Below are 12,653 nucleotides of genomic sequence, written 5' to 3' on the forward strand. Positions count from 1 at the left end.
TGAAGGCCAATCATGCCTGGTGAGATGCCAATCGCAGTTACACTGCAGAAAGTCCTCTGCGGCACCGAGCTCGAGGTAATACAACAAGGAATTCCGGCCGCAATTCCAACAGAATTTTGCTACCTAGGCTGGCAGGAATCACTGCAAATGCTCGCTCAGCTCGTCGAGCCGGAGATTCCCGACGGTGGTTAGCTACCGCCGCTCAACTCCACGTCACACCATTCCCGTAGAAACCTAGAAATCGAGAACAAGCCGATGAAAGTCATGGTCCTAGTGAAAGCGACTCAAAGTTCAGAAGCTGGCGAAATGCCTAGCGAACAACTGCTGAGCGACATGGGGAAATTCAACCAGAAACTGGTCGATGCCGGCGTACTCCGGGCTGGAGAAGGCCTGAAACCCAGCTCGGAAGGTGTCCGTATCCATTTTTCGGGCAGCACTCGCAGGGTCACCGAAGGACCGTTTGCGGAAACGAAGGAACTCATCGCTGGCTATTGGGTATGGGAAGTTGATTCCATGGAGGATGCGATTGCATGGGGCAAACGTTGTCCCAACCCCATGCTGGAGGATTCCGACATTGAGATCCGCAAAGTCTTTGAGATGACAGACTTCGCGGGAAGCGATCCCTCGGGCGCTGTCGTGAACCAAGAAGATGGCTTGCGTTCGCGTCTTGCGACGCAGAATGCCGTCGTGCAACCGTATCTCTTCTTTGGCGGTCGCTGCGAGGAGGCACTGGCCTTCTACCAACAGGCAGCTGGCGCTAAAGTCATCATGGCAATGCGTTTCGACGAAAGTCCCGATGCCGTGCCTGAAGGCATGCTACAAGCGGGATTCGAAAAGAAGATAATGCATGCGTCCTTCCAAGTCGGCTCTACGACAATCATGGCATCCGACGGTTGCGACGATCGAACGGCGTTTAGTGGTTTTCGTCTGACGCTATTGGTTCCAACCGAAGCCGACGCTGACCTGGTGTTCCAAGGCCTCGCAGATGGAGGAAAAATTGAAATGCCACTTGCCACGACATTCTGGTCCCCTCGGTATGGCACGCTGACGGACAAGTTTGGCGTGGGTTGGATGGTGATGGTTCCAGGTGCACCTCAATAACCCGCTGTTCAATAACCCGCTGTTCAATAACCCGCTGTTCAATAACCGCTTTCTCGAATGTTCCGTGAACGCCCCTCGTATCTCGAACGCCCACAACAAGGAATACCTATGAAATACATGCTACTAATCTATGGTAAGGAAAGTAATTGGACGGAAGACGAACGCAAGGAATGTATGCTCGATTCGATGGGCATCTGTGAGGAGCTAGAGAGGGAGGGAAAGTGGATTGCCTCCTCTCCTCTCCATTCAGTGACTACAGCGACTAGCGTTCGAGTGGTGGACGGGCAGCGTCAGATCACCGATGGACCATTCGCAGAAACGACGGAACAACTCGGCGGTTACTACATCATCGACGTAGGAAATCTTGATGAAGCTATCGAGATTGCAGCTAGACTGCCTCCTGCCAAAAAGGGAACTGTCGAGATTCGCCCACTTTTCCCATTGCCAGCCCCCCCCGCCTAACGCAGCTGCAGTGGGGCGTCCTCAGACGCGGGGTGCGGCCCACCTTTTTGATTGCCAGCTTTTCCAGGAACAACATTATGAGCAATACGCTGAACCGCAACCCGGTTGGATGGTTTGAAATCTACGTACAGGACATGAAGCGGTCGAGAGAGTTTTATGAAAGAGTATTGGACATTGAGCTAACACGGTTAGAGTCCCCCCAGCCCGAATTTGAGATGTTTGCTTTCCCGATGCAAATGGAGGCTGGTGGTGCATCTGGGGCACTCGCGAAAATGGACGGTGTTTCGTCAGGCGGCAATAGTACGCTGGTCTATTTCTCTTGTGCTGACTGTGCCGTCGAAGCTGCCAGAGTCGAAGTAGCAGGGGGGAAAATTCAAAAGCCGAAGATGTCGATCGGTCAGTATGGCTTTGTGGCCTTGGCAGTAGATACCGAGGGCAATATGCTCGGCCTGCATTCGATAAATTAGGAGCCTTCTATGCAAATTAAGCAAGCCATCACACCTTTCTTGTCCTACGTCGATCGTGCCGAAGAGGCCGCGAAGTTCTACACTTCAACTCTGCCGAACTCAAAAATCCTTCGTACGCTTGCGAATCCGATGAATGGTTCGGTGTTGACCGTTGAGTTCGAACTCGCTGGCATGAAGTTCGTTGCGCTCAACGCAGGTCAAGATTGGAAATTCACTGAAGCAATCTCCTTGTCAATCTCTTGCAACAGCCAACACGAACTCGACTTGCTTTGGACTCAGCTCAGCGCTGACGGTGGACGCGAAGTTTCCTGCGGATGGCTGCAAGACAAATTCGGCATGTTCTGGCAGATCGTACCAGTTCAGCTACAACAGTGGCTGGAGAGTGGTGAGCCGCTTAAAATCCAACGTATGTTCGAGTCTCTATGGCAGATGAAGAAGCTGGACATCGCTGCGCTGCAACAAGCGTTTGCAGGTAGCGATTAACTTTTACCAGAGCGTCCTAGGCCTCGCGTCCTGCGGTGTTTTCAAACGAAGGTTTGATGCATCCGTGTCACGAAATCAACTTGCAATTGGAATTAGAAATTGTCCTCATCGAATCGGTTACGAGTAGCCGGCTGGGTGCTAAGCACGCTGGTCGCAGTATTCTTAATTTTTGCGAGCGCCATGGGAAAATTCACCGAATGGGAGGGCAAAACCGAAATGTTCGCCCACATGGGTTGGACGGAAAAAGTCTTGTTCAATGTCGGGATACTCGAGGTCGCCATTACCATCTTATTCTTGATTCCACGTACTTCGTTCCTGGGTGCCATTCTCCTCACCGCCTACTTGGGAGGAGCCGTCGGCGTCCATGTGCGGATTGAAGAGCCCTCCTTCTTCCCGGTCGTCCTGGGAGTTATCGTTTGGGTCGCACTGGGCTTGCGGCAACCGGTAATTTTTCGACTTGCCTTCGGCTCACCGCTTACGAATCCTACAGCGGGTTCCACCTCCTCTGCAAACTAAACAGAGCAGATGAACGCAATAGAATTCGACAAGCTGTATCGTGACAGTTCGCGGAAAGTGTTTGCAACACTTGTTCGCCTGTTGGGTGATTTTGACATGGCAGAAGAAGCCATGCATGAGGCGTTCGCTGCCGCGCTTGAGCAATGGAGCAATCAAGGAATGCCGGCAAATCCAACGTCGTGGTTAGTCTCGACCGGACGGTTCAAAGCCATCGACTCAATGCGTCGGCGCGCACGGCTAAGGGACCTGCAACCGGAGGTTGCGTTACGATTATCAGAGATCGAGGCCGCCAATCATTCACTGGCGGAGCATGACATCCAAGACGATCGCTTGCGATTGATTTTTACATGCTGCCATCCCGCTATTGCCCCCAAGGTGCAGATTCCGCTTACCCTGCGAGAAGTATGCGGCATGACGACGGAAGAGATTGCCCGCGCCTTCCTAATGGCCCCCTCAACGTTGGCGCAGCGGATCGTCCGAGGGAAGGCGAAAATTCGTGATGCGCGCATTCCGTTCGTGATTCCCTCGCTGGCGGACTTACCAGCACGACTCGATTCCGTCCTGACCGTTATCTATCTCGTCTTCAACGAAGGCTATTCGGCGTCAAGTGGCGCAAGCTTGATACGTACGGATCTATCGGACGAAGCAATTCGACTCAATCGCTTGCTATTGGAATTGCTACCGGATCCGGAAGTGCTGGGTCTGTTGGCTTTGATGCTCTTGCACGAATCGAGGCGCGAGGCGAGACTCGATCAAGATCACAACATCGTCTTGCTGGAAGAGCAGAATCGCCAGCTGTGGAAACAGGAGTTGATTGGCGAAGGCAAGCAACTCATCGACCAAGCGCTCCGATCCCGACGCTTTGGAGTCTACACCATTCAAGCCGCCATCTCCGCCGTGCATTCCGATGCCCAAGTCGCCGCAGAAACCGACTGGCCACAAATCGTGGCCTTGTACGACATACTGCTCCGCGCGGAGCCGTCCCCTATCGTGGAACTGAACCGCGCTGTAGCGATTGCCATGCGGGATGGTCCTGCCGCAGGATTGGCAATTATTGACAAAATCCTCAAGCGAGGGGAACTACGAGAGTACTCATTGGCCCATGCGGCGCGCGGTGAGCTTCTACGACGAGTCGGACAACCAGCTGACGCTAAAATCGCATTTGAACAGGCGTTGAAATTGGCCCAGCAAGAAACCGAGCAACGTTTCTTGCGTCAAAAGATCACATTGCTCACCTCCAACTAGCAGTAAGCGGGCGATGTTCACGCAAACTCAACTTGCCATTCCGTGAACCGCGGAGCACCCTCCATTGCAACCCGCCGCGTGAGCAAGGAGAGATTGACAACGCCAGCAAGCAACAGCCAGCAGCATCAGAGCAAGTTCACACCATAACCATCGCCTGCAAACCCAAGTCCTTTCTAACGCAGCGGGTTACGACTTTCTCGCCAGTCCAACTTCCACGGCCACCCTCCATTGCAACCCGCCGCGTAAGCAAGGAGAGACTGACTATCCCAGCAAGCAACAGCCAGCAGCGTCAGAGTAAGTTCACACTAAAACCACCGCCTGCAAACCCAAGTCCTTGCTAATGCAGCGTGTCACGATTGCACTCACCAGCCCAACAATCATCCACCCTCCATTGCAACCCGCCGCGTAAGCAAGGAGCGACCGACAACGCCAGCAAGCAACAGCCAACAGCATCAGAGCAAGTTCACACCATAACCATCGCCTGCAAACCCAAGTCCTTGCTAACGCAGCGTGTCACGATTGCACTCACCAGCCCAACAATCATACACCCTCCATTGCCGCCCGCCGCGTAAGCAAGGAGAGACTGACAACGCCAGCAAGCAACAGCCAGCAGCGTCAGAGTAAGTTCACACCAAAACCACCGCCTGCAAACCCAAGTCCTTGCTAATGCAGCGTGTCACGATTGCACTCACCAGCCCAACAATCATACACCCTCCATTGCCGCCCGCCGCGTAAGCAAGGAGCGACTGACAACGCCAGCAAGCAACATCCAGCAGCATCAGAGCAAGTTCACACCATAACCATCGCCTGCATGTCCCACGTCCTTGCTAACGCAGCGGGTTACGCTTGCGATTACCAGCCCAACCACCAGGAGCCATTCTCAATCGCCGCGTGAGCAGGGCGTCCTACGTGCCTACCGCGCTGTCCCAGCACATAACGAGACGCCCGAGATTCCTCCCTGACTCGTACAATGCAAACTCCAGCCTGCCTATCCGACACACTGTGTTTTCAACGAGGGCGAGCTTAAACTAGCTATTTGCCAGATCCGACAATGGCCTGATGAGGTCATTCGCCGAGAAAGGGTTCGGATCAATTAGACAGACGAGTTCTTTTGATCGCTCCAAAGGCAGCAAAGCAGGAATTCTTGTGCAGGAGTTCGACGCTTGAGAAACCGACTCGGCGTAGGAGATCGAGTTGATAAGTCACTGGACGCGGCGAATCCTCTTGGTCGATATAGGCGAAGACTTGGTCGCGATACTCATCGCCCCCCAGCTCGCTGAGGTAATGGCCGTACCGGAGCCACATCATGCCCTGAATCACGTCGGTCTCGTGCCCAACGAGATCCGTAATCCACACCGATCCTCCGGGTGCAAGTAGACGATAGATCTTCTCAAAAGCAGCCAACCAGTCGGCATCGTCTCGCAAGTGGTGCAGCACAGCCGCGGCCAAGATCACGTCAAAGGATCCTGCCGGCAATTCGGCAACGCGAAAGTCGCCATGATGAACTCGGAGCTCTCCCACCCCTGCTTGGCGGACACGCTCCTCAGCTCGCACCAACATCGGTTGGCTCAAATCTACTAGGTCGATGTCAAAATGCCTGCCATAGACTTGTCGAAGTCGAATTGTATTGTTGCCCGCACCACAACCGACATCGAGCACACGGCGAATGGTGGTCGTAGAGGCAACCGCCGCATGGGTTATCAGCTCCATGGCTAGCGGTGCGTCGATCGTCGCCGACTGACCTGTCTCCAAATCACTGAAGCGTTCCACGTCGCTGTCGAATCGCCGGCGGATCTCCTCGACAGTCGACTTGTCTTGCAAGCTGGTCGGTTTATGGTACTTCATCAATTCACACCCGTTCATCCAAGTTTGATTGAGACGCTTCCAAGATCGGTTGTCATAGTTTTCTGGCTAATGAGCGACAAGTCCCACGGCTATTGCGCCGCCGACGGGCAAGGCATTCCCATGGCAATCACACATGCACACCGCTGACACAACGACGCGAGAGGACAGCCCCCAGACTTGATCGCCACGCAATCGGCTAAGGGGAACTAGTTAGCCAACCTCATCCTTCCAACCGCCTCGATTTGTTCGAACATTGAGCATACGGCCTAGGCCCCCCATAATACTCTCCAACTTCGATCCAACGAAGTACTGTCACCACCACTTCCCAGAGAATCAGTTTGCGATCCTCCTGCATCCTCCAGAACTTTTCGAGTTCAGCTGGCCGAATATTCCCCGGTTGGGTACCAGCCTGTGCTAACTCGCGCAGGACATTCGGCTTGGTAGACTTGCCTAGGGCTCGGGGATGGCGAGAGGTCCGAGCGACTTTGAACTATAACGGAACGGCTCGGCCTAAACGAGTGCCTGCTCAGCCGATTCGAGAAACAGAGGCTGCATCGCCGACGTCTCCCTATGGACCGCTGAGACAAAGTACAGTGAACCGCATTTTGCTAGGTTCGTTAAGGATCGGCAAAAAGAGCTAGCGTTTAACCGCAACGCACCGGCATCCATGCGCATACCTTGACCGGTTGTGCAACCAGTAGATGCGGCTGGCCCGTTAGATCGAATTGCCACGGATTTCCCATCGTGTTCTGCCGCATTCTCCAACTCGCACTGGATAGCGTCCAAGAGGCGTGATCGATCTCGCCTCTGCAAACGCGTCCGTGGCGGTCGATACTGTAGAGGCAGTAACGGGCGGTTAGCCAAAACTCCAACGTTCCAGGTCGAGCGTGGAACGGTTTGCCAACGCATTGATAACTTGCATCAAAGCTCGCCGGTGGCTCCCCACACTGCGTCCTCTCACTGCGGTATCGAATTGCCGATGCATCCTCCTTGCTCAACGACATTTTGGCATCCATGTAAGGCAAATGATACGTAGCTCGTGCGGCGCGAACTGCAAACCAACTTGCAGCATCCAATGAGAAAAACCACACTCCAGGTTTTCCGTCCAGCGTGACATAGGTGCGAACATTCAGCTCCAAAAAGCTACTCAAGATCGGAATGGACGGGCAGCACCTCGGCCTCACATTCGACATCAAGAATGGAACTACTCCCACCCAAGCTTGCCCATCCCGAATATCCAATTGGAGCCCGTCGGGTAACAGCGAAGCAAGGACGGAGGGTTCGACCGGCCAATGCGCGAACAGTAATTTAGACCACATCATCTGTAAAACCCAAGGCTGCTTGGGTAAATCCCAAGTTCGATCACTTGCTGCGGCCATAAAGCTCTCTCAATGCCCCCTCCAGTTCGGGAAATTGAAACACAAATCCATTTTCCGACAGTCGCTGCGATTTTACGTAACGCCCGTAGAGAGCCAGTTCTGGGTCGGTGCGAAACAGGAGTGGAGCTCCGACACGGACCATCCAAGCAGCCGCGGGCAGGCCGAAGGGCACGCCCAGGACTCGACGAAGCGTCCTCATAAACTCAACTTGCGAGACAGGGGCAGGCGCGGAGGCAATGTAAACACCCGACACGGAATCGTCCACAATGGCCTTGGAAAACAAGTTGTTCAAGTCCGCTTCGTGAATCCATGAAAATCCCTGCGTCCCCAGACCGACTCGACCACCGAATCCAAGCATTGCAAGCAACCGCAACGCTGCCAAGGCACCGCCGCCTGCCCCTCGATCTCGGCCGACAACAAAGCTAGTGCGAAGAATGACGCCACGTTGCTCGGGCAACTTGCTTTCCGCAAACTCTGCTTCCCAGGCACGCCCCACGGTCGGGGCAAACCCTATCCCCTCATGAGCCTGCTCAGTGCATACGACTGCTGCAGGGTCGCCATAGATGTGCGCGGTACTCATCTGCACCCATACCGGAGGTGGAGACCTGAGATCCCGCATAGCTATCCCCAGCACCCGAGTCGATTCGACCCGGGAGCGCAAAATCTCATCCTGGTGATCGGGGGTCTTTATGCAGTTGACCGTTCGCCCTGCCAAGTTGATCACGGCATCGGCACCCTCGAGCACACCGATCCAGTCCCCAGACGTTCGACCGTCCCAGTTCGTATGTTTCCAATTGCCGAACAGTTTTGGTCGTGAACGCGAAAGAATCGCCACCGCCGCACCCAAGCTCGCGAAATGTGACGCCAGCGAACTGCCGAGAAATCCACTCCCTCCTGCGATAACAACGGCCTTTCCGTTTAGCTCCATGCTGGCACTCGCATCTATGGATTCCTCAATTCATCACGCAGCTCTCTGATCACCGCTCTCTTTGACCGCAATGCGGAATGCAGCTTAACTCCTAAGCTACTGGAATCCAGGCAATTCTTCGAAAACAGTTTTCTCGCCAGCCCAACCACCAGGAGCCCCCTCCATCGCAACCCGCCGCGTGAGCAAGGAGAGATTGACATCGCAGCAAGCAACAGCCAGCAGCATCAGAGCGGGTTCACACCTCAACCATCGCCCACATATCTAACGTCCTTGCTCACACTGCGTGTCACGATTGTACTCACCAGCCCAACCACATGAAGACACCCTCCATTGCAACCCGCCGCGTGAGCAAGGAGAGATTGACAACGCCAGCAAGCAACAGCCAGCAGCATCAGAGCGGGTTCACACCTCAACCATCGCCCGCTTATCTAACGTCCTTGCTCACCCAGCGTGTCACGATTGTACTCACCAGCCCAACCACATGAAGACACCCTCCATTGCAACCCGCCGCGTAAGCAAGGAGAGATTGATAACGCCAGCAAGCAACAGATGGAAGCAACAGTTACGGGGCGGCGCACAGGCCGAGGATGCCGGGACAGTGGTGGCAGCTGACCGAGGGGAGCGACCGTCCTGCAATTCCTAGCCGCAATTGGCTCTCAGCGTAAACGTCTGGCTAGAAACTAGCGACCAATTGCAGACGATGGTATCTGAGCACCTTTAGTAACTGTGCGTGTCGAGCTTCACTTTTCCACGGAAGATCCAATAGACAATCACCGTGTAGCTGAGAACGCACGGCATCCCCAATCCCGCAATTAGGAGCATTATTTGAAGGGTATTCTGACTGCTCCTAGCGTTGTACAGGGTAATGCTGTACGCAGGGTCAAGTGTTGAAAGCATGAGGTTTGGAAAGATGGCGACGCTGAAAAGTGTCGCTAGAGCCAAAATCACCATCGAAGACGAGAAGAACGCATATAGGGGCTTCCCCAAACTCATTGCGCGGGGGATGTTCAGTACAGCTAGAGCATTGAGAGCGGGAACGACCCAGAGGATAGGATTCGCCGCAATATTTTCGGTGGCATGCGGTACGTGCCACCACGTTGCAAGGGTAACCACGACGTACAAGCTGGCAAAGACTAAAAAGAGTGGGGTGATCGCCTTCCGCAACCTCGCTTGCAACTCCTCTTCCGTCTTTAGGTAAAGGTAAATTGCACCATGCAGCGCAAACATGGAAGTCGTCAGCGCCCCAACCAGCAAGGGATACCAATAAATCTGGCTGAGCAAACTACCTTCATAGTGATACTTTGGGCCAAGTTCCATTCCGGCCATAATATTTCCTGCTGCGATACCAAGCAGGGCTGCTGCTGTAAATGAGGAAAGAAAAAATCCAGCATCCCACAGTTTCCTCCACGCTTTCGCGTGCACTTTGGAGCGGAATTCGAGACTTACGGCACGTCCGATCAGACAGGTGAGCAGCAGAAAGAACGCCGTGTAGAAACTGCTAAAGACCGTCGCATAGGCGACCGGAAATGCAGCAAACAGTGCTCCTCCAAAAGTTACCAGCCAGACTTCGTTACCGTCCCAAAGCGGTCCAATCGAATTCATCACCAAACGACGTTCTCGATCGTCTTTGGCAATAAACGGATGTAGAATTCCAACTCCCAAATCGAAGCCATCGAGGATCACGTAACCGCACAGCAGCACACCTAGCAAAACAAACCAGATCAGGGTCAGAGTGTCGTAGCTCATCGTGTTTCCTCGTCCATCATCGAACTGTAGGATGTTCCTCGGTGGCCCATAGCCCTGGCCAACGATTCCTTGGAATGCAGGCGGTGATGCTGCTCCAATTCCTCCACGGTCTCAGGACCATGCTGAATCTTATGGTTAAGTACAAATACCCAAACTGCAAATAGCAGCGAGTAAATGATACCGAACAAAATGATCGAACTGAGAACTTGTTCTGCAGTCACCGACTCGCTCAACCCATCGGCAGTTCGCATCCCCATCATTTCCACACCGTCCTGTACTGAGGGGTAGACGACCCAAGGTTGCCGCCCGACCTCCGCTGTGACCCAGCCAGCTTGATTTGCCGTCATGGCGGCCAACGGCATCAGCACGATGATCCACATCAACCAGCGCTGTCGTTCAAACGTGCCTCGGTACCAAAACCAGCACCCCAAAATTGCCACGGCAATCATCAGTGTCCCCATGGCAACCATCAGGTGAAACGTCTGAAATGGCAACCAAACGGGCGGGTGTTCAGAGCTGGGAATCTGGTCCAGCCCTGGAACGGGTGTAGTAAGGTCGCTATAGACCATCAAACTGAGTAGGTAAGGTATCTGGAGCCCGTAATGGACGGTTTCCTCTTCAGCGTCGGGCCAGCCGAAAACGTACAGCCCCGTCGGTTCGTCGGTCGTGTGAAAGTGTGCTTCGATCGCACCGAGTTTTGCAGGCTGTGTTTCCACGAGTTTCTTTGCGGAATCATGCCCGGTCAGTGCGGCGAGGAACGTAAACAGCAATGCCGTTGGTAAGGCGATCGACAAACAACGCTTGGCGACGTCTTCATGTCGCTTCTTCAACAAGTAGAATGAGCTAACTGACGCGACAAAGAAAGCGCCCAGCACCAACGCTCCGATTACCGTATGAGTCAACCGATCTACCGATGAAGGGTTGAACACCATCGCCCAAAAGTCCGTTACCTCGGCGCGAGGCATCATCTCGCCTTGGACGTCATGCCAAACGATATGGTAACCAGCCGGAGTTTGTTGCCAACTGTTGGCAACGACGATCCAAACCGCACTAAAGACGCTGCCTAGGAAAACCATCAAAGTGCTAAACAAATGCATCATAGGCCCAACGCGGTCCCAGCCAAATACTAGCACCGCCAGAAACCCGCTCTCCAGAAAGAACGCAAAGATTCCCTCTGCCGCCAGTGCAGAACCGAACACATCCCCGACAAACCGCGAATAGGCGGCCCAGTTCGTCCCAAACTCAAACTCCATCACTAATCCCGTGGCTACGCCCAGCGCAAAGTTGACGGCAAAGACACGCGTCCAGAATCGTGCGGCAGCCTCCCATGCGAGATTCTTTGTCCGCACATAAGCCAATTCGCACAAAAAGAGCTGCAAGCCCAATCCGATTGATAATGGTGGAAACAGATAGTGGAACATAATCGTTCCAGCAAACTGCAGGCGACTGAGTAGTTCTACGTCCACGAGATGCCTTGCTTTCCTGAAGATCGATTGATGCGGGACCGCCAAGCTGCATCATATCTGCGATGTTGAGTGGCATAAAGGCTAGATGAATACCGTGGATGCAGTCGGACGACTGTATTGCGGCGGTTTCTTGTCGCATCCTCGCAGAGGCTCTTAGCTTCCCTGGCCCTTTTCCGACTAGTGCTTCAACTATATTTCCCTTTGGGGTAGGAGGTAGTCAACGAGACAGCGCGCCCCCCAGCGTCACAGGCTCATTGCGTTTCTCAGTGCCCATCCCGCCAAACTCAGTACCGCAACTGAGTACTGCCAACTCAATGCCGCCTAACTCAGCGTCTCCTCCTGCCGCGATAGACACCGCTGTCGTACCAGGCGACCAATCTCGACGTGTCGCCGACAATGCTGCCCCGAACGACCACTAGCATCTCAACTCGCACGTCACGATGCAGTGCCCAAAGACCAGAAAATACGCAGGCACGAGCCCCAATGGAATGCCCCCATTTACTGTATCAGGGGTTATGACAGGTTTGTTTAGGAAAAACGTTACGGTTCAGGTTGTTCGCTGTGCTGGTGGAGTGGAGTGAGCGCAGCGATCGGAACGGAATCGGCACAGCGAAGTGCGAACTCCGTGGGAGTCAGGTAACCAAGCGAACTGTGTGGCCGGTGTAGTCTTCGCGCCAGGCTCTTGCCTGGACCCGTGCAACCCACGCGGTGAGGACCAACGCAATCAACTGGCGGCAAGTCAACAATGCGCTATTCATTGGTGATCCTGGTAGTTGGGACAAGCGGATGCTGTGGACGGCGGATATTTTCCCCGCCCCGCACAAGACTGGGCATTGGGGAATGTTCTACACGAGATTGTCTCGTCGCGACCAACGCAAGTACCAGAGGCTCGGTCTAGCTACCAGCAACTATTTATTCGATTGGCGAAAGTCGCCAGTGCACTGGGAGGATCATAGCGGCCCGAAGGATTCCCAGCGAGTCAAAGATGCAGTGCGACAAAGTCGAGCAACCTAAT

13 protein-coding genes and 1 pseudogene are annotated in these 12,653 nt (G+C 54.1%); 8 read left to right on the forward strand and 6 right to left on the reverse strand.

The features are described from left to right. Positions 1-12 precede the first annotated feature (12 nt). From Q31a_RS18560 to Q31a_RS18590, 7 genes are all read left to right on the forward strand, one after another. On the forward strand, positions 13-192 hold the full coding sequence (locus Q31a_RS18560) for an SRPBCC domain-containing protein (RefSeq protein WP_145081216.1): 180 nt from the start codon (positions 13-15) through the stop codon (positions 190-192). Positions 193-255: 63 nt separating this feature from the next. Beyond that, positions 256-1,101, forward strand: coding sequence for a YciI family protein (locus Q31a_RS18565; RefSeq protein WP_145081219.1), 846 nt, complete (start codon positions 256-258; stop codon positions 1,099-1,101). A gap of 108 nt (positions 1,102-1,209) precedes the next feature. Beyond that, positions 1,210-1,563, forward strand: coding sequence for a YciI family protein (locus Q31a_RS18570; protein ID WP_145081221.1), 354 nt, complete (start codon positions 1,210-1,212; stop codon positions 1,561-1,563). A gap of 77 nt (positions 1,564-1,640) precedes the next feature. Beyond that, a complete protein-coding gene (locus Q31a_RS18575) occupies positions 1,641-2,030 on the forward strand; it encodes a VOC family protein (RefSeq protein WP_231690826.1) in 390 nt (129 codons plus the stop codon). Between the two features lie 9 nt (positions 2,031-2,039). Next, positions 2,040-2,513: a VOC family protein gene (locus tag Q31a_RS18580; RefSeq protein WP_145081224.1), complete on the forward strand. Its 474-nt coding sequence runs from the start codon at positions 2,040-2,042 to the stop codon at positions 2,511-2,513. A 99-nt stretch (positions 2,514-2,612) separates the two neighbouring features. Next, on the forward strand, positions 2,613-3,029 hold the full coding sequence (locus tag Q31a_RS18585; RefSeq protein WP_145081227.1) for a DoxX family protein: 417 nt from the start codon (positions 2,613-2,615) through the stop codon (positions 3,027-3,029). A gap of 9 nt (positions 3,030-3,038) precedes the next feature. Further along, positions 3,039-4,274: an RNA polymerase sigma factor gene (locus Q31a_RS18590; protein ID WP_145081230.1), complete on the forward strand. Its 1,236-nt coding sequence runs from the start codon at positions 3,039-3,041 to the stop codon at positions 4,272-4,274. A 1,089-nt stretch (positions 4,275-5,363) separates the two neighbouring features. Here the strand turns inward: Q31a_RS18590 and Q31a_RS18595 are convergent. The 6 genes and pseudogenes from Q31a_RS18595 to Q31a_RS18620 all read right to left on the reverse strand — a co-directional run. Next, positions 5,364-6,119: a class I SAM-dependent methyltransferase gene (locus Q31a_RS18595; RefSeq protein ID WP_197355392.1), complete on the reverse strand. Its 756-nt coding sequence runs from the start codon at positions 6,117-6,119 to the stop codon at positions 5,364-5,366. Positions 6,120-6,763: 644 nt separating this feature from the next. After that, a complete protein-coding gene (locus Q31a_RS18600; RefSeq protein ID WP_231690827.1) occupies positions 6,764-7,441 on the reverse strand; it encodes a YqjF family protein in 678 nt (225 codons plus the stop codon). A 40-nt stretch (positions 7,442-7,481) separates the two neighbouring features. Beyond that, positions 7,482-8,426, reverse strand: a complete 945-nt coding sequence (locus Q31a_RS18605) for an epimerase (RefSeq protein ID WP_145081239.1) — start codon at positions 8,424-8,426, stop codon at positions 7,482-7,484. 717 nt (positions 8,427-9,143) lie between these two features. Next, on the reverse strand, positions 9,144-10,172 hold the full coding sequence (gene cydB, locus Q31a_RS18610) for a cytochrome d ubiquinol oxidase subunit II (RefSeq protein ID WP_145081242.1): 1,029 nt from the start codon (positions 10,170-10,172) through the stop codon (positions 9,144-9,146). Beyond that, positions 10,169-11,593, reverse strand: coding sequence for a cytochrome ubiquinol oxidase subunit I (locus Q31a_RS18615; RefSeq protein WP_391575339.1), 1,425 nt, complete (start codon positions 11,591-11,593; stop codon positions 10,169-10,171). Before Q31a_RS18615 ends, cydB begins: the two co-directional genes overlap by 4 nt. Positions 11,594-12,178: 585 nt before the next feature. Then, positions 12,179-12,336: pseudogene (locus Q31a_RS18620) on the reverse strand (IS3-like element ISBlma5 family transposase); the annotation flags it as partial. A 10-nt stretch (positions 12,337-12,346) separates the two neighbouring features. Between Q31a_RS18620 and Q31a_RS30290 the strand changes: the two are divergent. After that, positions 12,347-12,652 carry a glycoside hydrolase family protein gene (locus Q31a_RS30290; protein ID WP_197356917.1) on the forward strand — a complete coding sequence of 102 codons (306 nt, stop codon included), beginning with the start codon at positions 12,347-12,349 and terminating at the stop codon, positions 12,650-12,652. Position 12,653 lies beyond the last annotated feature (1 nt).

Origin of the sequence: Aureliella helgolandensis, assembly GCF_007752135.1 — a bacterium.
In the GTDB taxonomy this organism is placed as follows: Bacteria; Planctomycetota; Planctomycetia; order Pirellulales; family Pirellulaceae; genus Aureliella; species Aureliella helgolandensis.